The organism is Stutzerimonas stutzeri (assembly GCF_038561965.1).
Lineage (GTDB): Bacteria > Pseudomonadota > Gammaproteobacteria > Pseudomonadales > Pseudomonadaceae > Stutzerimonas > Stutzerimonas stutzeri_AA.
Window position 1 is genome coordinate 963,805 of record NZ_CP139348.1, and the last position, 20,989, is coordinate 984,793.

A 20,989-nucleotide genomic window follows, 5' to 3' on the forward strand; every position below is an offset into this window, starting at 1 on the left:
GGCTATTTGTTGCCGCGTTGTTCCTGCGCGCCAGCCATGATGTCCTCCAGCCGCAAGCCGGTCAGGCCATGGATGGTACGCCACAGGTAGTAGAAGATCGCCATCATCATCAGCATGCTGGGGATCGCGATCATTGGGTAGCTGAGCAGGGTCATGCGACCCAGCTCGGCATTGAACGCTTCGCTGCCAGCCGGACTGTTGACGATCCATTTGGCCAAGACATAGTTCATGAAAGACGAGAAGAAGAAGGTGCCGCTGAGCAGGTAGGTCGCGCGCAGCAGGCGCGTCTCGAAGTGTTCGACCTGGCCGTTGTGCTCAAGCTGCTGGTGAATCTTGTCCACGTTGAGCACCTTCGGGTTGTATAGCAGGGTGCGAATCAGCGGGTAACGGGTGCGAGTCGACGCCAGCACGGCAATGCCGATGACCCCCGGAACGGCAGCCTCCTTGATTGCCAACCACTGGGTGTCCAGCTGCAACAGGCCGATGCCGCCGGTCAGCAAGACACTGATCAGGCCAAGCAGGGCGATCCAGTTGAATTTGCGGTACTTGGCCAGCTCCCACAGCCCCCAGCCGAGCGGGAAGGCCAGGGCTAGCAGCAGAGCGCCATCAGCACCGAGACGGTCTTCACCGCTGAGCTTCATCAGGATCAGCGAAGGAATCAGGATGCTGACGGCCAGGTCGATCAGTGGGCGCGGTTTATGTTCGGTCTGTGTTTGCGTGGTATCGGTCATGACATCGGGTTGGTCTGGAGAGGGCTGCATGATCGCCTGTGTTGCTTCTGTTCGCCAGACCATCTTCGTCGGTATGGGCGTCGCGCGTGTTTACGCAAGTTTCAAGGCCGCTCCGTATTGGCTCGTCGCACGCGCCATTGGCCGTGCTCGAACACCAGGACGATCAGCATGGCCAAGGCAAATGGCAGCAACAAATAGAAACCGCGGAATACGATCAGCGCGGCCAGGACGTCCACCGTGGGTAGCTCCGGAAGCGCGGCGAGGAACGTCAGCTCCAGCACGCCGAGGCCTCCGGGGGCATGGGACAGCAGCGCCAAGGAGAACGAAGCGAGAAATACACCGAGTATCGTCAGATAACCCGGGTTGTTCTCCGCAGGCAGCGCAAAGTAGATGATTGCCGCTGCGCAGAGCAATTCCAGTGGTCCGGCCAGCAGCTGGCGCCCCACGATTGGTAGTCGCGGATATTCGATGTGCCATTTACCCAGGCGCCAGGGGGGCAGTTGGCGCCAAGCGCCGAAAACGTAGAGCGCGATCAACACAAGCAGGCCCGAGCCGATGGCGATCGAAACCCAACTGGGGCTATGGACGAGGCGGTCCAGCAGTTGCGGCTTGAGGATCAGAACGACGCCACCGGCAAACAGCGTGCCCAGCGCGAACGTCAAAGAGCAGAAGACAATGAGGATGCCAATTTCCTGCGGCGTAAGCCCCTTGCTGCGATAGGCGCGGTAGCGCACCAATGCGCCGGAAAAAACCGACGCCCCTATATTGTGGGCCAGGGCATAGGTGGTGAAGGAGCAGAGGGTGATGAACCACCAGGATATTTTCTTGCCCAGATGAGCCATGGCGATACGGTCGTACCAGGCCAGCGCGACATAGGCGCCCAGGGTCGACAGCGCGGCCAGCATCCAGCCGCCAGCACCGATTGCATGCAAGCTGTCGGTGAGTTCGGCAAGGGAGATATTGCGCACCTCGTGGTAAAGCAGATAGCCGGACAGCAGCACGGCCGAGCCCCCGACCAGGGTCCAGGCGACATCGCTCCTCTTCATCATTGCGTGGCTCCTTGGAATTTGCAGGGGCGGCCACGCTCGTTGTCAGCGCGCGCCGGCTATCCCTGATTCGCCGCCAGGCCGATTACCTCCACCTGTTTCGACTCGTCCAGATAATCGGCAGCAACCAGCCGGTTTTGTTCAGTTTTCCGACTCTCGGGGCACTCCTTCGGCAACGCTCAAGGTGGTGAGCTGTCGACTGCAGAACTAGCTAACTGTGGAGTACGCCAATGACCGACATTCCCCGTGACGAACATCTGGAAAGCTCGCTAACGCTGCTTGGCGAAGGCTACCCTTTCATTCGTGACCGCTGCCTACGCTTGCACAGCAACGTCTTCCAGACGCGTTTGCTGATGCAGAACACCATTTGCCTGAGCGGCGAGGAAGCCGCGCGGCTGTTCTATGACGAGCGCTACCTGCAGCGGGAAAAGGCGATGCCGCGGATGCTGAAAAAGACCCTGATCGGCGAAGGTGGCGTTCAGGGGCTGGACGGTGAGGCACATCGACATCGCAAGCGCATGTTCATGCAGCTGCTGGACGCCGCTGCCGTTGAAGAGGTGGTGAAGCTGACCGAGCAAGGCTGGCGTCGGGCCATCGGCGAGTGGAAGACGCAGAGCGATATCGAGCTGATGAGCGAGGTGCAGACTGTTCTTACCGATAGCGTGTGCCGCTGGGCCGGTGTGCCCCTGCCGTTGGCGGAATTGGCTGAGCGGCGTGACCAGCTGGTGGCCCTGATTGATGGCGCGGGAGGCGTCGGTGCCAGGCACTGGGCTGCGCGCAAGGCCAGGCGCGAAGCGGAAGCCTGGTTGCAACAGCTGATCGAGCAGGTGCGTGCGGGTGAGCTGAAAGTCGATTCGACGAAGGCACTCATGGTCGTCGCCCATCACCGCAACCTGGATGGATCGCCCCTCGACAGCCGGGTGGCGGCCGTCGAGTTACTCAATCTGCTACGACCGACCGTGGCGGTCTCCTATTTCATCATCTACGGGGCGCTGGAACTACTGGCTCACCCGCAGTGGCGCGAGCGGCTACGCAACGAGGATGCCATGCTCGAGCCCTTCGCGCAGGAGGTACGGCGCATTCATGCGTTCTTCCCGTTTACCGCTGCACGGGTGCGTGAAGGGTTCGATTGGCAGGGCTATCACTTCCCGGCAGGCACGCGCGTGATGCTCGATCTATGGGGTACCAACCGGGAAGCAAGCCGCTGGAGCGAACCCGACGCGTTCCAACCCGAACGCTTCGAGAATTGGCAGGACAATGCCTTCAGCTTTGTGACCCAGGGCGGCGGTGATCCTGCCGAGGGACACCGCTGTCCGGGCGAACGACTTGCCATCGAACTGCTGAAGGTCGCGTTGCGCGTGCTGACCCGCGAGATGGAATATGCGGTGCCAGCGCAGGATCTTCGCATCGACCTGTCGCGCATGCCGGCGAAACCGCAAAGCGGACTATTGATCAGTGATGTGAAGCCGTTGACTGCCTGACAACCGCAGGAGGCCATCAGTCGACGCTTTCGGCCTGTTTGACCCGAACCCAGTGATCGATCAGCTCGCGCAGGTGCGACAGTTCCACCGGCTTGGCCATATGGCCATCCATGCCGGCCTCGCGAGCACGCTCGCGGTGTTCGCTGAGGATGTGTGCAGTCAGGGCAACCACCGGCGTGCGCGGGCGGGCATTACGCGCTTCCCACTCACGCAGCTGATGGGTGGCCTGGAAGCCATCGAGCACCGGCATTTCGCAGTCCATCAGGACCAGGTCGTACGGCTGAGCCTTGATGGCTTCCAGCGCCTCTTCCCCGTTGCAGGCGGTGTCCGGTTGCAGGTTGAGCTTGTTCAGCATGCCCCGAATGACCTTGGTGGAGATGCTGTTGTCCTCGGCGACCAAGATGCGGAAGTCGCCGGGGACCTCCACGGGGGGCATGTTCTGGGGTGTAGCCATGGCACGATGCTGGGAGCCTTGCTGGCGCTGTGCGAGTTCGTCAGCGAGCGTTGTCTTCAATGTGTAGCCGGCGACCGGCTTGGCGAGGATGCGCTTGATGCCGGCGTTGCGTGCAATGATCTTGCTTGGTGCGCTACCCATACCGGTGAGCATGATCAGCAGAATGTCATGATTGAGGCCGGAGTCCTCCTTGATCTTGCTCGCCAACTGCATGCCGGTCATCCCTGGCATGTCCTGGTCGAGCAGTACCACATCGAAGTATTCCCGCAGATGCGCTTTGGTGCGTAACAGGGCCAGCGCTTCCTTGCCCGAGCCGACCGCGCTGACGTCAAGCCCCCAGCCGCTGCACTGCTGCACCAGCACCTTGCGGCAGGTGTCGTTGTCATCCACGATCAGCAATCGCGTGCCTTGCAGCGGTCCGTCCAGGTCAGCATTGCTTTGCGCCAGCCCCTCGCTGGACAGTGGCAGGCTGATCCACAGCGTGTTGCCTTGGGTGGTTCCGGTCTGGATGCCGAAATCGCCATCCATCAACTGCACCAGCTGCCGGGCGATGATCAGGCCGAGCCGACCACCGTGGCGCGTAGCTGCAAGGAAGTCGTGGCTATCGACCGCTGCATTGAGCAATGCGTCGCGCTCGTAAGCCTCAAGCGGACGCCCGCTATCCTGTACGGTGATCCGCAAGCGGGGGCTTTCCTGAGGCCCGTCGACTGCGGCGATCAGCAATACTTCACCCTCATCTGTCTGCTTGAACGCATTCTCCAGCAGGTTCAGCAGGGTCTGGCGCAGGCGAGTCGGATCGCCGGCAACCACTTGCGGCAGCTGGGGTTGGATGAAACTGATCAACTCCACCTTCTGCTGTTCGGCCTTGGCGCGGAAGATGCTCAGGCAATCGTCGATCAGTGCATTGAAGTCGAACTGCACATCGTCCAGCTCGATCTGCCCAGATTCCAGCTTGGAGATGTCAAGAATCTCGTTGATCAGGTTGAGCAGTTCATTGCCGGAACTGTGGATCGTCTGCACGTAATCGCGCTGCTTGGCTGAAAGCGATGTGCCCAGCAGCAGCTCGCTCATGCCCAGCACGCCATTCATGGGCGTGCGCAGCTCATGGCTGATCTTCGACAGGAAGTCCGCTTTGGTTTTCAGTTCGGCACTGGTTACGGCCGCTGCGGTGTATTGGGTGCGACTGTCGGACTGACGCTGACGCTGACGTTCGAGCAAGGCGAAGCTCAGCAGCAGGCCTGCAAGGGTTGCGAGGCTGAACAGGCCGCCGGTCAGCCATCCTGGGTCAAGCTGGTCGAAGCCGAGCAGCATCGGCATGAAGAACACCATTCCGATGTTGAACACCGTCGTGCCAGCTACGACCAGGCGTGCAGGCTGGTAACCCTGCCGCCAATGATAGATAGCCACCGCCAGCGCACTGAAGGATGCGGCGACTACCAGCGAATAGATCAACCAGCTGTACCAGGGCCACTGACTGATCAGGATGCTGGCCGCCAGCGCCAGTACCACATTGAGCTCGATGCCCAGCAGCCAGGTGATCCAGGTGCGTCCTCGATGGTGGAAGAAGCCCAGGGTGTAGCCGAGCAAGGCGCTGCTGGCAACCACTGCCGCCAGGTCGGCTATCAACGGCTGGCTGTACGTCAGTCCGGGCAGCCACACGGCCAGAACCCCAAGGTTTGCCGTAGCACAGGTGAGCAGCGCGCCGTGCAGAAGACTCAACCAGATATGGGTGTAACTGAGCGTGTAGGCAAAGCGCAGCAGGTTGTAGACCATCAGCAGTGCCAGGGCACCGAACAGCGCGCCAAAGAGATAGGCAGGCTTGTTCTGTGCGACCAGGCCGGCGTCATCAATGGTGTTGAACCAGGCCATGACCGGGTGGCTGGATCGTAGACGGATGTAGGCTTCGCGAGGCTGTCCGTCGTTGGGCAGGCTGAACAGGTAGGCGCGATTGGCCAGCGGACGTGCGCTGATCGGGCGCATCTCGCCAGTCTCGGTGTGTCGCTCCAGCTGGCCGTCACGCAGTAGATAGAAATCCAGGTATTGCACGCGTGGCGCGAACAGCCACAGCCATTTGGGCTTGCCTAGCGGTGGAAGGCTGACCTGCAGCCAGATGGCTTTGTCGCTGGCGGGGGCGCTGTAGGACAGTTTGTCCAGGCGTTGAAACAAGGCTCGTTGAGACACTATCTCATCGAGCGTAAGCCCGCCGGACTGGTCGACCAGCATGCGCCAATTCTGCGGAACAGAGTCCGTTTCGGCAGCTGCGGTAGCAAAGGAGGGTGTCGGTTGGGCAATGGCAGCCTGGGCCGACAGCGGGATCAAGTTGATCAGCAGCAGGCCGAAGATGACAGCTATGGCAATCCGGAGCCGACCCACTAGAGAAGTCCGTTCATGTGTGTGACGGCGGATTATAGCCATGCCGCCGTCGGCCTGTAATGCGTGCGACGCTGATAAAGCTTGGCGTCGCGCGCATTCCTGGCGAATGGTTACGTTCAGCTGTCGCCAAGCTCCCGCGCGATGGCGCGATAGCCAATATCGTCGCGATAGAAGCAGCCATTCCAGCGAATTTTTTCCGCCAGACGGTAGGCCTGCTGCTGTGCTTCGGAAACACTGCGTCCGATTGCAGTTGCGCAAAGCACGCGACCGCCGGCAGTGACGACTTGGCCTTGGGCATTCATTGCAGTGCCAGCATGGAACACCTTGCCGTCCAGCGCAGCAGCATCGTCCAGCCCATCGATCACGTCGCCTTTGGCGTAATCGCCCGGGTAGCCGCCGGCAGCCAGCACGACGCCAACCGTCGGGCGCGGATCCCATGTCGCTTCTACCTTGTTAAGCGCCTTGGCCAGCGCAGCCTCGATCAGCAGCACCAGCGAAGACTCCAGTCGCACCATGATCGGCTGGGTTTCCGGATCGCCGAAACGGCAGTTGAACTCGATGACCTTTGGCGCGCCGCTCTGGTCGATCATCAGCCCGGCATAGAGAAAGCCGGTGTAGACGTTGCCTTCGGCGGCCATGCCGCGCACGGTTGGATAGATCACCTCATCCATCACGCGCTGGTGCACTTCGGCGGTAACTACCGGGGCGGGAGAGTAGGCACCCATGCCGCCAGTATTCGGACCGCTGTCACCATTGCCAACGCGTTTGTGGTCCTGGCTGGTGGCCATCGGCAATACGTTCTGGCCATCGACCATGACGATGAAAGAGGCTTCCTCGCCATCGAGGAACTCTTCGATCACCACGCGGGCGCCGGCGTCGCCGAAGGCATTACCCGAGAGCATGTCGCGCACGGCTTCTTCAGCCTCTTCCAGCGTCATGGCGACGATCACGCCCTTGCCTGCCGCCAGGCCGTCGGCCTTGATGACGATCGGCGCACCCTTCTCGCGCAGGTAGGCGAGGGCGGGCTCAACTTCGGTGAAGTTCTGGTAGTCGGCAGTGGGGATCGTGTGGCGAGCCAGAAAGTCCTTGGTGAACGCCTTCGAACCTTCCAGCTGAGCAGCGGCGGCCGTTGGACCGAAGATGTCCAGACCGCGCGAACGGAACAGGTCGACCACGCCTTTGACGAGTGGCGCCTCGGGGCCGACGATGGTCAGCTGCACGTTGGCGGCGGCAAAGTCAGCCAGCTGTTCGATGGCCAGCACGTCGATGGCGACGTTCTCGCACTTGGCTTCGGTGGCGGTGCCGGCGTTGCCTGGGGCGACGAAAACCTTGGCCACGCGCGGATCCTGCGCAACCTTCCAGGCCAGGGCGTGCTCGCGGCCGCCGCTGCCGATGATCAGTACATTCATTGCTGTCTCCTAGAGAGGGAGGCAAGGGCCGTTGGCCCATTCGGTGGAAAACGCTACGCGGTTTTCCACCCTACGAAAAAGGCGACTGGGTGCGAGGTCGCAATGGAGCCGGTAGATGCAAGGCGCCCTGGGCTTCGACAAGCGCAGTTGCCTGTTGGCAATGAGCATTGGCGCAGTCCGGGGCAACGCAGCAGATGCTGGCTACAGTGCGGCCGAAATCAATGCCTAAAGTGGCGCATGCCGGTGAAGACCATGGCAATGCCTGCTTCGTCGGCCGCGGCGATCACCTCGTTGTCGCGCATCGAGCCGCCCGGCTGGATCACTGCGGTGATGCCGGCCTTGGCTGCGTTGTCGATGCCGTCGCGGAAGGGGAAGAACGCATCGGACGCCATGACGGCACCCGGTACCGGCAGGCCGGCGTGCTCGGCCTTGATCGCAGCGATACGCGCCGAGTTAACGCGGCTCATCTGGCCAGCGCCGACACCGACGGTCTGGCGATTCTTGGCGTATACGATGGCGTTGGATTTGACGAACTTGGCTACTTTCCAGGCGAAGATCAGGTCATGGATTTCCTGCTCGGTCGGCGCACGCTGGGTGACGATCTTCAGATCGGCCTCGGTGATCATGCCGATGTCACGGCTCTGGATCAGCAACCCGCCATTGACGCGCTTGTAGTCCCAGCCCGGGGTGCGTTCGGCCGGCCATTCGCCACACTCAAGCAGGCGCACGTTGGCCTTGCTGGCGATGACGTCGCGCGCCGCCTGAGAAACCTTGGGCGCGACGATCACCTCGACGAACTGGCGCTCGACGATGGCCTGGGCGGTTTCGCCGTCTAGTTCGCGGTTGAAGGCAATGATGCCGCCAAATGCCGACTCGCTATCGGTGACGTAGGCCAGGTCGTAGGCCTTGCGGATGCCGCCTTCCTCTTCCGGAACCACGGCCACGCCGCACGGATTGGCGTGCTTGACGATCACACAGGCCGGCTTGGTGAAATTCTTCACGCATTCCAGCGCCGCGTCGGTGTCGGCCACGTTGTTGAACGACAGCTCCTTGCCCTGCAGCTGCCTGGCGGTCGCGACGCACGCTTCGTCCGGCTTCTCTACATAGAAGGCGGCTTGCTGATGCGGGTTCTCGCCGTAGCGCATGTCCTGCGCCTTGATGAACTGCATGTTGTAGGTGCGCGGGAACAGGCTGCGATTTTCGGTGCTGAGCGGCTCTGTGCTTTGGTCGATGCCGCCCAGATAGTTGGCGATCATGCCGTCGTAGCCGGCGGTGTGTTCGAACGCCTTGAGCGCCAGGTCGAAGCGCTGGGCATAGGTCAGCCCGCCGTTCTTCAAGTTGTCGACCACTGCCGCGTAGTCCTCGGCATTGACCACGATGGCGACGTCCTTGTGGTTCTTCGCCGCGCTTCGGACCATGGTCGGACCGCCGATGTCGATGTTCTCGATGGCGTCCGGCAAGGTGCAGCCGGGTTTTGCCACGGTGGCGGCGAACGGGTAGAGGTTGACCGCCACCAGGTCGATCGGCGCAATGCCATGCTCCGCCATCACCGCGCCATCGAGATCGCGACGGCCGAGGATGCCGCCGTGGATCTTCGGATGCAGGGTCTTCACCCGCCCGTCCATCATCTCCGGGAAGCCGGTGTAGTCGGCCACTTCGACGGCAGCGATGCCGCTCTCGCTCAGCAACTTGAAGGTGCCGCCGGTGGAGAGGATCTCGACGCCCAGGGCTTCGAGTTCGCGGGCGAAGTCGACGACGCCGGTCTTGTCAGACACGCTGATCAGCGCGCGGCGCACGGGAAGGCGGGTGGTTTGGTCGGTCATTGACGGTTCCTAGAGGCTACAGGCTTGAGTCCGCGAAAGAGGCAGGGGTGCGAACAGCCGCCCCTGCCGGCTGCCGCTTCAGAGCAGGTCGTACTGTTTGAGTTTCTTGCGCAGGGTGCCGCGGTTCAGGCCCAGCAGCTCGGAAGCCTTGGTCTGGTTGCCCTTGACGTAGTGCATCACGGTTTCCAGCAGCGGCGCTTCCACTTCGGAGAGTACGAGGTTGTAAACGTCCGTGACGTCGGCACCTTCGAGACGGGCGAAATAGTTGTGCAGCGCTTTCTCGACGCTGCCTCGCAGTGTCTGCCCTGCTTCGCTCGGCGTGTTCAGGTGCTGCTTGAGGTTTACGTTGTCACTCACGGATGTTGTTCCACTTACCAATGTTTCATTCAACAGCGTCATGCGGCCACCTCTGTTCCATCCACCGAGCCAGGCCCTGAGCATTGTTCGGCAAAAAATTGCCGAATGCTGAAGCCCTGTGCATCCCTGTCTTCCAGATGATTGAAACGGGCACGGAAGTCCCGCGCGCCCGGCAGTGTTGCGAGATACCAACCCACGTGTTTGCGGGCGATACGGACTCCCATCACCTCGCCATAGAATTCATGCAGCGCCTGCACATGCTCCAGCAGGGTGTCTTCGATTTCTTCCAGCTTCGGCGCCGCCAGCAGCTCGCCGGTGCGCAGATAATGCTCCACTTCGCGAAAGATCCACGGGCGACCCTGCGCCGCACGTCCGATCAGCAGGCCGTCCACTCCGGTTGCCCGTAGCACCTGGGCAGCCTTCTGCGGCGAGTCGATATCGCCATTGGCAAACACCGGTATCGACACCGCGCGCTTGATGCCAGCGATGGTCTCGTACTCGGCCTCGCCGGTGTACAGATCCGCGCGGGTCCTGCCGTGAACGGCAAGTGCTGCGATGCCCGACTGCTCTGCGATGCGTGCGACGGTCAGCCCGTTCTTGTTCTGCCTGTCCCAGCCGGTGCGAATCTTCAGCGTCACCGGAACGTCCACCGCAGTAACCACGGCTTCGAGAATCTCGGCGACCAGCCGTTCATCACGCATCAACGCCGAGCCGGCGGCCTTGTTACAGACCTTCTTCGCCGGGCAACCCATATTGATGTCGATGATCTGTGCCCCAAGCTCTACGTTCCGGCGAGCGGCATCTGCCAGCATTTGCGGATCGCCACCAGCGATCTGCACCGAGCGCGGCTCGGGTTCGTCCGCGTGTGGCATGCGCAGGCGAGACTTGCGACTGTTCCACAAGCGCATATCGCTGGTGAGCATTTCCGAGACCACCAGGGCCGCGCCGAAGCGGCGGCACAACTGGCGGAACGGCTGATCGGTCACGCCAGCCATGGGCGCGAGGATCAACTGATTGGTCAAGGTGTAGGGGCCGATGCGTACCGCTGACATGAAGATTCCCTGCTTGGGGCCTGCTTGTTAGGTCGATCGGGACTGCAAAAAAGGGTGGGCATAATACCCGCTACGCATGACGGGTTAAAGGCTGTTTTGAACAAAATCTGAACAGCGGTCGCCTTATCGCCGGGAGTTTGGATGCACCCGCCGCCGGTCTCGCGAATGCCGTCGGGGCTGTCGCGAAACGTTAAGTGCGGCTAATCCGGCGAATGGAAGCTCAGGCTGTAGTTCACTGCCTTGGCGCCAGGGTCGAGAATATCCAGAGCGATATGGATCGGAACCTGAGGCGGCATCTGGGCCTGCCCCGCCAGTTCGCCGGAGAGGTACTCGCTGGGTTTGAAGCTGCGACTGGCGAGCAGCTTTCCATTCAGATCGGCGAAACGGATTTCCAGCAGCGGAAATGGCTGGGCAAAGGCGGCGCGGTTATAGAGGATCGCGTCCACCACCAGGGCGCCGGTGAACTCGGGGTGGCTGCGTACAACCAGGTTGCTGCTCTTGATCTGACCGATATCGACCAGCGCAGGCAGTTCGCAGCCCAAGGTCGGGCAGATACGCTCGAACCAGGTGCGGTACTGGTGTTGCCGCGAAAGCTCGTCGTAGTTGTAGACGACGTACTGTGCACCCAGGGCTAGCACCGCCAAGAGGTTCAGCGCACCCCAGCCCAGCCAGCGTCCCCAGGGTTTCTTGCGTTCTTGCCAGTCCAGTTGCAACGGTTCGTCGTCGAGTTCGAACAGCGGCTCGTCACGCATGCCCGGTTCGCGGCGCGGTTCGGTTGAGATGGCAGCGTCATCTAGGTTCTGTGGCTCAGACGAGGTCGCCAGCTCCGGCTCGATGCGCTCGCTGCGGGCTTGCTGCGTCTTGGCGGTATCCAGCGGCCTTGAGCTGATTGCCAGGGGGCTTGGCGGCGGGGGTGCATCGGCAGTGACAGGGGTGAAGTGGACGGTCTCGGCGCCAGGCTCGTCCGGCGACGGCGTGGCGCCCCGTTCGGCGTTCAGCAGAATCTCTGCCCAGCTCTCATCGTGTTCGGAGATAGCCTCCTTTGAGACTGTGCTATCAGTTTCCAGGCCAAGAAGGTCACGTGCGAATTCGCGCTCTTGCTGCTCCAGCTTGGCCAGTTCTTCGTCCAGATCGAGGCTGTCGAGGTCCAGGTCGTCATGGATCCACAGGGTTTCATCGGTCTTGGCCGCTGGTGCCGGTTCTGCATGCTTGGCAACCTCGACCGCTTGCGCCTCGGCCGGCGCGGCATGGTGAGCACTCAGTGGCTGCGTGGGGTTCAGCTCGTCACGCAGCAGATGGTGAGCTGCGTTGAAGACTTCCATGCATGCGCCGCAACGCACTGCGCCGTGGGCCGCGCGCAATTGGTTGCGGCTGATACGAAAGCGGGTGCTGCAGTTGGGACACTGGGTGATGAAGCTGGTCATGCGTGTTTCCGCGCGAATGTGCCGGCTAGTCTAGCGTAAGCCAGTCGCCGAGCGGCAGTAGCTCGCGGCGGCTGGTATGCGGGTGTGCGGGCGAGGTCGCAAGTCGCTAATCAAGCGTGACGGATGCCACTGATGCGCACCCAGCCGTCTTTGTCTGCAGTTGGATCGAGTTCAAATGCCCCGCTATAAGCGGCGCGGACGTCCTCTGCCTGCTCGGCCAGGATGCCGGACAGCGCCAGGCGGCCGCCTGGCTTGACCAGTGCGGTAATGCGTGGCGCGAGCGAGACGAGCGGGCCGGCGAGGATATTGGCGACCACCACATCGGCTGGCTTTTCCGGCAGAGCCTCGGGCAGGTAGAGCGCGAAACGCTCCTCGCTGATGCCGTTGCGTTCGGCATTGTCACGCGAGGCGTCCAGCGCCTGGGTGTCGATATCGGTGCCGACGGCATGCTCGGCACCCAGCAGCAGGCCGGCAATCGCCAGAATTCCCGAGCCGCAGCCAAAATCCAGCAGCGACTGACCCTGCAAGGATTGCGCGTCCAGCCATTCAAGACACAGCGCCGTGGTGGGGTGAGTGCCTGTACCGAAGGCCAGTCCCGGGTCCAGCAGCAGATTGACCGCATCGGGCTCTGGTGCCGCATGCCAGCTCGGGACGATCCACAGGCGGCGGCCGAAGCGCATCGGCTGGAAATTGTCCATCCAGCTGCGCTCCCAATCCTGATCCTCGATTACCTCGATCTGGTGCTCAGGCAACTCGCCGCCACGCAACAGCTGCAGGTGGGCGAGCAGCGAGTCCGGGTGGGTGTCGGCTTCGAACAGTGCCAGCAGGTGCGTATGCGACCACAGCGGGGTGGTGTTGAGGTCCGGCTCGAAAATCGGCTGATCCTCGGCGTCCATGAAGGTTACGGATACCGCGCCCAAGTCCAACAGCTGGTCTTCCAGGGCTTCGGCCTGATCGGGGGAAATCGCAAGTCGGATCTGCAGCCAGGACATGGAAGCCTCTCGAGTGGGGTCGCGGTAAAAGCCGGCAAGCTTACTGGAGGGCGCGTGTTGCGGCCAGCTTGGGCTGCGGTGCGCCGATATACAGAAACGACAAAGGCTGCCCGAAGGCAGCCTCTGTACTACAGCGCCGAGCTGGGCTCAGTGCTTGTCCATGCCCAGTTTCTTTTCCAGGTAATGGATATTGACGCCACCCTTGCAGAAGCCGGGGTCGCGCACCAGGTCGCGGTGCAGCGGGGCGTTGGTCTTGATGCCGTCGACGATCAACTCGTCCAGCGCATTGCGCATGCGGCCCATGGCTTCATCACGGTTTGCCCCGAAGGTGATCAGCTTGCCGATCAGCGAATCGTAATGAGGTGGCACGGTATAGCCGTCATACAGGTGCGAATCGACGCGTACGCCGTTACCGCCCGGTGCGTGGAAGTGCTTCACCTTGCCCGGGCTGGGCATGAAGGTGCGCGGATCTTCGGCGTTGATACGGCATTCGACGGCGTGGCCGCGGATGACGACATCTTCCTGCTTGATCGAGAGTTTCTGACCACCGCCGATCAGCAGCATTTCCTTGACGATGTCGATGCCGGTGACCATCTCGGTAACCGGATGCTCAACCTGTACGCGAGTGTTCATCTCGATGAAGTAGAAGTTGCCGTCTTCATAGAGGAACTCGAACGTACCGGCGCCGCGGTAGCCGATATCAATGCACGCCTTGACGCAGCGGGCCAGAACCTTGCTGCGGGCTTCTTCGTCGATCAGCGGAGCAGGGGCCTCTTCGATCACTTTTTGATGACGGCGCTGCAGCGAGCAGTCGCGATCGCCCAGATGGATGGCGTTACCCTGGCCGTCGGCCAGAACCTGGATTTCCACGTGGCGCGGATTGGTCAGGAACTTCTCGAGGTAGACCATCGGGTTGCCGAAGGCGGCACCGGCTTCGTTGCGGGTCAGCTTGGCCGAGGCGATCAGATCCTCTTCCTTGTGCACGACGCGCATGCCGCGGCCACCACCACCACCGGCAGCCTTGATGATCACCGGGTAGCCCACTTCGCGGGCGATCCGCAGCGCATCCGTCTCGTCTTCCGGCAGCGGGCCGTCAGAACCTGGAACGGTCGGCACGCCGGCCTGCTTCATCGCGTCCTTGGCGGACACCTTGTCACCCATCAGGCGAATGACGTCGGCGGTCGGGCCGATGAAGGTAAAGCCGGACTTCTCCACCTGTTCGGCGAAGTCGGCGTTCTCGGCGAGGAAGCCGTAGCCGGGGTGGATGCCGTCGGCGCCTGTGACTTCAGCAGCGGCAATCAGTGCCGGGATGCTCAGGTAGGACTTGGCAGAGGCGGCCGGGCCGATGCAGACGGACTCGTCGGCCAGCGACACGTGCATCAGGTCACGGTCGGCAGTGGAGTGCACAGCCACGGTCTTGATGCCCAGTTCCTTGCATGCGCGCAGAACTCGAAGGGCAATCTCGCCGCGGTTGGCGATCAGTACTTTTTCCAACATCGCTGGCTCTCCGCGGTTCAAACGATGGTGAACAGCGGCTGGTCGTATTCGACCGGCTGACCATTCTCCACCAGGATGGATTCGATGGTGCCGCTGATCTCGGCCTCGATGTGGTTCATCATCTTCATGGCTTCGACGATGCAGAGGATGTCGCCTTTCTTCACGCTCTGACCGACTTCGGCGAACGCCTTGGATTCCGGCGAGGAGGCACGATAGAAGGTGCCGACCATAGGCGAGCGGACCACGTTACCGTTCAGCTTGGGCGCGGCGGGAGTAGCGTCGCCGGCCGGGGCAGCAGCTACCGGGGCAGGGGCCGGTGCGGCCGGAGCCGGGGCGTAGAAGGGCTGCTGCATCGCTACCTGCTTGCTGTGGCGGCTGATGCGTACCGACTCTTCACCCTCGTGGATTTCCAGTTCGTCGATACCGGACTCTTCCAGCAGTTCGATCAGCTTTTTGACTTTGCGAATATCCATGAAGCATTGACTCCGAGGTAAGTTCAAAGGGCATTGCTGCTCGCTTCTTCAAGACTTGGCACCTGCGTGCGAGTCCCTCAGGAAGCAGCGAGTTGTTCCAGGGCGGCCTCCAAGGCCAGCCGGTAGCCGCTGGCGCCAAGGCCGCAGATCACACCCACCGCGATATCGGAAAAGTAGGAGTGATGGCGGAAAGGTTCACGCTTGTGCACGTTGGACAGGTGCACTTCGATGAATGGGATGCTCACGGCCAGCAACGCGTCACGTAATGCGACGCTGGTATGCGTGAATGCCGCAGGATTGATCAGGATGAAGTCGACGCCTTCGCTGCGAGCTGCGTGAATGCGCTCGATCAGCTCGTACTCGGCATTGGATTGAAGATGCAGCAGATGGTGGCCGCGATCACGAGCGTGCTGCTCCAGGTCCTGGTTGATCTGGGGCAGCGTCACCGCGCCGTAGACTCCAGGCTCGCGGGTGCCGAGCAGATTCAGATTCGGCCCGTGGAGGACCAGAAGCGTGGCCATCGATATTCCTTGTTTTTCTGGATGCGCTGACCTGGCCACTGCCGGCTGGGTCGCGAAAGGGAAAAACTATGCCCCAAGCGAGGGCTGACTGTCCAGTCATGTCTCAATCGCGGGAAATGCCCGCATTATGTCTGAAGATTGCCGCAATCAATCCGTGGGTGCTGGTGTTCGGCATGCAGCGGGCGAGGCGGAAAAGCACCGTCGGCGGTTATAGCAGAGCGGCGGCCCGGTCGAGCCGCTCGGTGAAGCCGGAAGCGTCTATCTCGCCGACTACGCGTACCTCACCCATCTCTTTCCCGCCTCGATCGAAGAACAGGACGGCTGGCGGGCCGAACAGTTTGTAGCGGTCCAGCAGGCTGCGTTGGGCTGCGTTGCTCTCGGTGATATCGAAGCGGATTAGACGATAGTCGGCCAGGCGCGGTGCCACTTTTGGATTGGCGAAGACCTCGCGTTCGATCACCTTGCAGCTGATACACCAGTCGGCATACCAGTCCAGCATCAGCGGTTGGCCCGCAGCGCGGGCCGCGGCCAGTTGTGCGTCGAGCTCGGTGGGCGTGGAGATCGTATGCCAGCCTTCGCTGGCCATGCTGCCCGGCGATACACCACCAGCAGTGTGCGGCAGCGGTCGAAGTGGGTCCGAGCCACCCTGCAATGCGCCGACCCAAGCGGCCAGCGCGTAGACCAGCAGTACCAGACCTGCCAGCTGGGCGAGCTTTTGCCGTGGTGTCTTGCTGGTGAACTCGAGGGTGCCGAGAAAGACCGCGCTGCCAGCTGCGAGCAGGCCCCACAAGGCCAGCGCAAACGGGCCGGGCAGCACGCGCTCGAGCATCCACACGGCGACGGCGAGCAGCAGTACACCGAATACGTTACGCACGCTGATCATCCATGGCCCGCTCTTGGGCAGCAGGGCGCCGCCGCCAGTGGCGAACAGCACCAGCGGTGCACCCATGCCCAGCCCCAGGGCGAACAGCTTCAGGCCGCCGCCCAGTGCATCACCACTGGCGCTGATATAAAGCAGTGCGCCGGCCAGCGGTGCGGAAACGCAGGGCGACACCAGCAGGCTCGACACCGCGCCGAGCAGCGCCGCACCGGTGAACGAGCCACCTCGTGCATTGCCAGCGAGGCGATCGAGTCGGCTGCTAAGCGCCTGGGGTAGGCGCAGCTCGAACAGGCCGAACATGGCCAGTGCAAACGCAACGAAGAACAGCGCAAACGGCACCAGGACCCAAGGGGACTGCAGTCGGGCTTGCAGATTCAGCTCGGCACCGAATACACCCATCAGCGCGCCGAGCACGGCGAAGCCGCCCGCCATCGGCAGTACATAGGCCAGCGAGAGCAGAAAGCTGCGCATGCCGCCCGGCTGGTCACGCAGCACGACGCCGGTGAGGATCGGCAGCATTGGCAGCACGCAGGGGGTGAAGGTCAGGCCCAGGCCGGCCAGAAAGAACAGGGCGATCGACTTCCAGGACAGGTCCTGCGCGCCGGACTGATCGCCCGAGGAGGAGGTCGCTGCCGCCGCCCCGTCGCCGATGGGCAGCGATTCGGTTTCCGGCGGGTAGCACAGGCCTTTGTCGGCACAACCCTGATAGGACACCTGCAGAACGAAGGGGCGGTTGCCCGGGTTGATTACCGGTACTTCGATATCGACGATGCCGTAATAGGCTTCGATCTCGCCGAAATAGTCGTCGACCTTGGGCGTGCCGTCTGGCAGTTGCGCCTCGCCGAGCGTGACGTTCGCCTCACTGGTCTGGAACGCAAAGCGGTGCCTATAGAGGTAATAGCCCTCCGCTGCGACGAAGCGCAGCGTGATCCGTTCGGGGGCAGCTTCCACCAGGCTCAGCCTGAAAGCCTCGCGCACCGGCAGGAAGTCGCCACTGTTGTTCAGCGCACCACCAAGGGTTGCGCTGGGCTTGCTGTCGAACAGGCCGGCGTTGGCGGGAAGCACAAATAGCAGGAGCAGCAGACTCAGCAGGCGAAGCATGGCGATCTCACGGAAAAGCTGTGGCGGCATGATAACCAAGCGCGGGCGTCGGCGCCCGCGCTCAACTGTCGCTCTGCCGATCAGTTTGCAACCAGATGCTGTCCCGTTCTTCGATTACATCCAGCTGGCGCAGCGACTGGCCGGCGCATGGGCCGGCCACGCACTCGCCGGATTCGATGAGAAACAGCGCGCCATGGGTCGCACACTGCAACAGGCTACCGCTGTCGTCGAGGAACTGGTCGGGCTGCCATTCCAGGGGTACGCCGCGGTGCGGACAGCGATTTTCATACAGGTACGGCCGGCCATCGCGGCGAACGGCGATCACCTTCAGTTCGCCGACCGTGAAGCCGCGGCTTTGCCCTTCGAGCAGTTCGGGTGTTGCGCACAATCGAATCATCATGTCCTCCGCCAGAGGCAGCGATTATCGCAGCAAAGCGCCGTGCGCGGCTCGATAGCGCGTATCGGGGTGGCGGCTGCCGCGGCGCGCTCTTATCCTTCGCCGCTCATATCGCTTGGCGAAGCACTCCGATGGGCAGTTTGGTTCCCGTGCGCTTTCTGTTTTTCGTACTCGGTCTGTTGCTGCTGACCGCCATCTGGCTGTCGCTTGCACTGGGGCCGCTGAGCCTGACGCTTGGCGATAGCCTGGCTGCTGCGTTGCGGCTGCTCGGCGCGCCGATCGAGCAAGCCGGACTGGAGCAGGCTGAGTTGATTCTCTCGCAAATTCGCCTGCCGCGTACGTTGCTGGGCTGTGCCTCCGGCGCGGTGCTGGCGCTCTGTGGGGTGGCGATGCAGGGACTGTTTCGCAATCCGCTGGCCGACCCGGGGTTGGTCGGGGTGTCCAGTGGTGCGGCCCTAGGCGCGGCGGTCGCTATCGTTGGTGCCACGTTCGTCCCGGCTTTGCCGCTTACGTGGGAGCCCTACTTCTTGTCGGCATTCGCCTTCGTCGGTGGGCTCGGTGTGACGCTGCTGGTTTATCGCCTGGGTCGGCGCGACGGCCAGACACATGTCGCCACCATGCTGCTTTCGGGCATTGCGCTTACGGCACTCGCTGGTGCGGTGGTCGGATTGTTCACCTATCTGGCCGACGACCGAACGTTGCGCTCGCTGACCTTTTGGAATCTCGGCAGCCTGAACGGCGCCAGCTACGCGCGGCTTTGGCCGCTGCTGTTGATTACGGTCGCCGTCGCGCTTTGGCTGCCGCGGCGGTCGAGTGCTCTGAACGCGCTGTTGCTGGGCGAGTCGGAAGCGCGCCATCTAGGCTTTGACGTTGAGCGGGTCAAACGCGAGCTGGTGGTCTGTACGGCGCTAGGTGTTGGTGCGGCGGTTGCGGCAGCGGGCCTGATTGGCTTTATCGGGTTGGTGGTTCCGCATCTGATGCGCTTGCTGGTCGGTCCCGACCATCGGTTGTTGTTGCCGGCATCAGCGCTTGCCGGCGCCAGCCTATTACTACTTGCCGATGTTGCTGCGCGGCTGGTGATCGCGCCTGCCGAGCTGCCGATCGGTATCGTTACGGCGTTGCTCGGGGCGCCGTTCTTCCTTTATCTACTGCTGCGTGAGCGCGTCTGATGCTGGTAGGCAGCGATTTAACGGTGCGCAGAGGTGCGATTACGGCACTGCAGAGCGTATCGCTCGAGCTGCAGCCAGGGCAGGTGTTCGGCGTGCTCGGGCCGAATGGCGCCGGCAAGAGCACGCTGCTTGCGGCGTTATCCGGTGAGTTGCTGCCATCTGCGGGAGGCGTATTGCTGCAAGGCCGCGCGCTCGGTGAATGGCCGGACGTAGAGCGCGCACGCTGTCTGGCCGTGCTGCCGCAGAGCTCGACATTGAGTTTCGCTTTTCGCGTCGCGGATGTCGTTGCCATGGGTCGCCTGCCTCATCGCACCGGGCGCCAGGCCGACGCCGCCATCGTCGCCGCGGCGCTTGCCGCCGCGGACGCGCAGCATCTTGCGGCGCGCAGTTACCTCAAGCTCTCTGGTGGCGAACGCCAGCGTGTCCATCTGGCTCGGGTGCTGGCACAGCTGTGGCCGGGCGGACCGGGGCGAGTGCTGCTGCTCGATGAGCCCACTTCGATGCTCGACCCTGCGCATCAACACAGCATTCTCCAGGCAGTCAGAGGTTTCGCTGCGCAGGGCGGCGCTGCGCTGGTCATCCTGCATGACCTGAACCTGGCGGCGCGCTACTGTGATCGTCTTCTGCTGCTCAAGAATGGCTGCCCGCACGCTGAGGGATCGGTTGACGAGGTGCTACGTGCAGAGCCGCTGCAAGCGGTTTTCGGTCTGGACGTGCTGGTGCAGCGCCATCCCGAACGCGGTCATCCGCTGATCATCGCCCGTTGAGGAGGTTCTCGTGCGCATCGCTCTATTGCTGTTGCTGGGGTTGTTGACCGGTTGCCATACGTTGCCGGCATTGCCCGAGTGGCAGAGCCCGGAAGGGCGCGATCACCCTGATCTCGGCACGATTGTCGACCTACAGCGCAATGCGGTGATTACGCCTGCCCAGCTCGTGACGAAACTGCAAGCTCACGACCACCTGCTGGTCGGCGAGCGCCACGACAATCCTGACCATCACGCATTGCAGCTCTGGTTGTTGCAGGCGCTGGAGCAGAGGCGGCCGCAGGGCAGCTTGTTGCTGGAGATGCTCGAGCCCGAGCAGCAGGCGCGAATCGATGCGCTGCGCCGCGATGTGCGTGAAGGTCGTGGGCCAGCCGATCTTCCTGATGCGCTGGGCTGGCAGAAGGGGTGGGACTGGAGCCTGTATGGCCCGCTGGTCAGTTACGCCCTCGCTCAACCGTATCCGCTGTTGCATGCCAATCTGGGGCGCGAGGAAATCATGTCGATCTACCGCGCGGCCCCAGCGCTGCAAGGGCGCACATCCGCCACCGCTGCGGTGCGGAATGCCTTGCTGGCGCAGATCGAGGTTTCCCATTGCGGGATGTTGCCCGCGTCCCAGCTGCCGGCGATGCTGGCGGTGCAGCAGCAGCGTGATCGGCGCATGGCCGAGCAGGTGGTCGCAGCACCGACACCTTCGATGCTGCTAGCCGGCGCGTTTCATGTGCGGCGTGATCTGGGTGTGCCGCTGCATATCGAGGATATGTCCGGAAAGCCGGTTGCGGTGCTGATGCTGGCCGAAGTGGGCGAGACGGTGGCCGCTGCGCAGGCCGATTACGTCTGGTATACGCCGGCACAACCGGAGCAGGACCACTGCGAACAGCTGCGCCAACATAGCAAATAGGAAGGTCGGCTTTTCTGCAGGCAAAAAAAGACCCGGCAGAGCCGGGTCAATACCGTGATTAGCCTGATGAGGAGATAACCTGAAGGCTCGACTGCCTGAGCCTTCAGCTATCGGCTGACCTCGCGATCAGTTGTGGTAATAATAACA

18 protein-coding genes are annotated in these 20,989 nt (G+C 62.4%); 4 read left to right on the forward strand and 14 right to left on the reverse strand.

From position 1 onward, the window contains the following. Positions 1–2 precede the first annotated feature (2 nt). The gene (locus SM130_RS04305) at positions 3–731 is read right to left on the reverse strand and encodes a VC0807 family protein (protein WP_336442456.1); all 729 of its coding nucleotides are present in this window, start codon (positions 729–731) and stop codon (positions 3–5) included. A gap of 101 nt (positions 732–832) precedes the next feature. Beyond that, complete coding sequence (locus tag SM130_RS04310; protein WP_102824576.1) at positions 833–1,780, reverse strand: lysylphosphatidylglycerol synthase transmembrane domain-containing protein; 948 nt, start codon at positions 1,778–1,780, stop codon at positions 833–835. A 227-nt stretch (positions 1,781–2,007) separates the two neighbouring features. Between SM130_RS04310 and SM130_RS04315 the strand changes: the two genes are divergently transcribed. Continuing rightward, positions 2,008–3,258 (forward strand): cytochrome P450, encoded by a 1,251-nt coding sequence (locus tag SM130_RS04315; protein ID WP_102824577.1) that lies wholly within the window; start codon positions 2,008–2,010, stop codon positions 3,256–3,258. A gap of 16 nt (positions 3,259–3,274) precedes the next feature. Here the strand turns inward: SM130_RS04315 and SM130_RS04320 are convergent, their stop codons facing one another. The 12 genes from SM130_RS04320 to SM130_RS04375 all read right to left on the reverse strand — a co-directional run bounded on the left by SM130_RS04320 (position 3,275) and on the right by SM130_RS04375 (position 18,011). Next, positions 3,275–6,085 (reverse strand): hybrid sensor histidine kinase/response regulator, encoded by a 2,811-nt coding sequence (locus SM130_RS04320; protein WP_102824578.1) that lies wholly within the window; start codon positions 6,083–6,085, stop codon positions 3,275–3,277. A gap of 116 nt (positions 6,086–6,201) precedes the next feature. Then, a complete protein-coding gene (gene purD, locus SM130_RS04325; RefSeq protein WP_102824579.1) occupies positions 6,202–7,494 on the reverse strand; it encodes a phosphoribosylamine--glycine ligase in 1,293 nt (430 codons plus the stop codon). 218 nt (positions 7,495–7,712) lie between these two features. After that, a complete protein-coding gene (gene purH / locus SM130_RS04330; RefSeq protein ID WP_102824580.1) occupies positions 7,713–9,317 on the reverse strand; it encodes a bifunctional phosphoribosylaminoimidazolecarboxamide formyltransferase/IMP cyclohydrolase in 1,605 nt (534 codons plus the stop codon). A gap of 78 nt (positions 9,318–9,395) precedes the next feature. Then, the gene (gene fis, locus SM130_RS04335; RefSeq protein WP_003279911.1) at positions 9,396–9,716 is read right to left on the reverse strand and encodes a DNA-binding transcriptional regulator Fis; all 321 of its coding nucleotides are present in this window, start codon (positions 9,714–9,716) and stop codon (positions 9,396–9,398) included. Next, on the reverse strand, positions 9,713–10,726 hold the full coding sequence (dusB, locus tag SM130_RS04340) for a tRNA dihydrouridine synthase DusB (protein WP_102824581.1): 1,014 nt from the start codon (positions 10,724–10,726) through the stop codon (positions 9,713–9,715). Before dusB ends, fis begins: the two co-directional genes overlap by 4 nt. 200 nt (positions 10,727–10,926) lie before the next feature. Continuing rightward, positions 10,927–12,150, reverse strand: coding sequence for a DUF3426 domain-containing protein (locus tag SM130_RS04345; protein ID WP_102824582.1), 1,224 nt, complete (start codon positions 12,148–12,150; stop codon positions 10,927–10,929). Positions 12,151–12,260: 110 nt separating this feature from the next. Beyond that, the gene (prmA, locus tag SM130_RS04350; protein WP_102824583.1) at positions 12,261–13,142 is read right to left on the reverse strand and encodes a 50S ribosomal protein L11 methyltransferase; all 882 of its coding nucleotides are present in this window, start codon (positions 13,140–13,142) and stop codon (positions 12,261–12,263) included. A 147-nt stretch (positions 13,143–13,289) separates the two neighbouring features. Then, the gene (accC, locus tag SM130_RS04355; protein WP_102824584.1) at positions 13,290–14,639 is read right to left on the reverse strand and encodes an acetyl-CoA carboxylase biotin carboxylase subunit; all 1,350 of its coding nucleotides are present in this window, start codon (positions 14,637–14,639) and stop codon (positions 13,290–13,292) included. A 17-nt stretch (positions 14,640–14,656) separates the two neighbouring features. Next, positions 14,657–15,112, reverse strand: coding sequence for an acetyl-CoA carboxylase biotin carboxyl carrier protein (accB, locus tag SM130_RS04360; RefSeq protein ID WP_102824585.1), 456 nt, complete (start codon positions 15,110–15,112; stop codon positions 14,657–14,659). 77 nt (positions 15,113–15,189) lie between these two features. Beyond that, positions 15,190–15,633, reverse strand: coding sequence for a type II 3-dehydroquinate dehydratase (gene aroQ / locus SM130_RS04365; protein ID WP_102824586.1), 444 nt, complete (start codon positions 15,631–15,633; stop codon positions 15,190–15,192). Positions 15,634–15,841: 208 nt separating this feature from the next. Beyond that, complete coding sequence (locus SM130_RS04370) at positions 15,842–17,644, reverse strand: protein-disulfide reductase DsbD (RefSeq protein WP_181019236.1); 1,803 nt, start codon at positions 17,642–17,644, stop codon at positions 15,842–15,844. Positions 17,645–17,675: 31 nt separating this feature from the next. Next, positions 17,676–18,011 carry a Rieske (2Fe-2S) protein gene (locus SM130_RS04375; RefSeq protein WP_102824588.1) on the reverse strand — a complete coding sequence of 112 codons (336 nt, stop codon included), beginning with the start codon at positions 18,009–18,011 and terminating at the stop codon, positions 17,676–17,678. 131 nt (positions 18,012–18,142) lie between these two features. On the opposite strand from SM130_RS04375, the gene SM130_RS04380 reads away from it, so the two are divergent. Genes SM130_RS04380 through SM130_RS04390 form a run of 3 tightly spaced genes read left to right on the forward strand, consistent with a single transcriptional unit; the run spans position 18,143 to position 20,842 of the window. Next, positions 18,143–19,180: a FecCD family ABC transporter permease gene (locus SM130_RS04380; RefSeq protein ID WP_102824589.1), complete on the forward strand. Its 1,038-nt coding sequence runs from the start codon at positions 18,143–18,145 to the stop codon at positions 19,178–19,180. A gap of 23 nt (positions 19,181–19,203) precedes the next feature. Continuing rightward, the gene (locus tag SM130_RS04385) at positions 19,204–19,947 is read left to right on the forward strand and encodes a heme ABC transporter ATP-binding protein (RefSeq protein ID WP_423835158.1); all 744 of its coding nucleotides are present in this window, start codon (positions 19,204–19,206) and stop codon (positions 19,945–19,947) included. A 10-nt stretch (positions 19,948–19,957) separates the two neighbouring features. Beyond that, positions 19,958–20,842: a ChaN family lipoprotein gene (locus tag SM130_RS04390; protein ID WP_102824591.1), complete on the forward strand. Its 885-nt coding sequence runs from the start codon at positions 19,958–19,960 to the stop codon at positions 20,840–20,842. Positions 20,843–20,989 lie beyond the last annotated feature (147 nt).

Excerpts from the sequence above, each read along its gene's own strand:
- SM130_RS04305 (WP_336442456.1), bottom strand. The coding sequence starts at position 731 with ATGACCGATACCACGCAAACACAGACCGAACATAAACCGCGCCCACTG.
- SM130_RS04310 (WP_102824576.1), bottom strand. The coding sequence starts at position 1,780 with ATGATGAAGAGGAGCGATGTCGCCTGGACCCTGGTCGGGGGCTCGGCC.
- SM130_RS04315 (WP_102824577.1), top strand. The coding sequence starts at position 2,008 with ATGACCGACATTCCCCGTGACGAACATCTGGAAAGCTCGCTAACGCTG.
- purD (WP_102824579.1), bottom strand. The coding sequence starts at position 7,494 with ATGAATGTACTGATCATCGGCAGCGGCGGCCGCGAGCACGCCCTGGCC.
- purH (WP_102824580.1), bottom strand. The coding sequence starts at position 9,317 with ATGACCGACCAAACCACCCGCCTTCCCGTGCGCCGCGCGCTGATCAGC.
- fis (WP_003279911.1), bottom strand. The coding sequence starts at position 9,716 with ATGACGCTGTTGAATGAAACATTGGTAAGTGGAACAACATCCGTGAGT.
- dusB (WP_102824581.1), bottom strand. The coding sequence starts at position 10,726 with ATGTCAGCGGTACGCATCGGCCCCTACACCTTGACCAATCAGTTGATC.
- SM130_RS04345 (WP_102824582.1), bottom strand. The coding sequence starts at position 12,150 with ATGACCAGCTTCATCACCCAGTGTCCCAACTGCAGCACCCGCTTTCGT.
- prmA (WP_102824583.1), bottom strand. The coding sequence starts at position 13,142 with ATGTCCTGGCTGCAGATCCGACTTGCGATTTCCCCCGATCAGGCCGAA.
- accC (WP_102824584.1), bottom strand. The coding sequence starts at position 14,639 with ATGTTGGAAAAAGTACTGATCGCCAACCGCGGCGAGATTGCCCTTCGA.
- accB (WP_102824585.1), bottom strand. The coding sequence starts at position 15,112 with ATGGATATTCGCAAAGTCAAAAAGCTGATCGAACTGCTGGAAGAGTCC.
- aroQ (WP_102824586.1), bottom strand. The coding sequence starts at position 15,633 with ATGGCCACGCTTCTGGTCCTCCACGGGCCGAATCTGAATCTGCTCGGC.
- SM130_RS04370 (WP_181019236.1), bottom strand. The coding sequence starts at position 17,644 with ATGCCGCCACAGCTTTTCCGTGAGATCGCCATGCTTCGCCTGCTGAGT.
- SM130_RS04375 (WP_102824588.1), bottom strand. The coding sequence starts at position 18,011 with ATGATTCGATTGTGCGCAACACCCGAACTGCTCGAAGGGCAAAGCCGC.
- SM130_RS04380 (WP_102824589.1), top strand. The coding sequence starts at position 18,143 with ATGGGCAGTTTGGTTCCCGTGCGCTTTCTGTTTTTCGTACTCGGTCTG.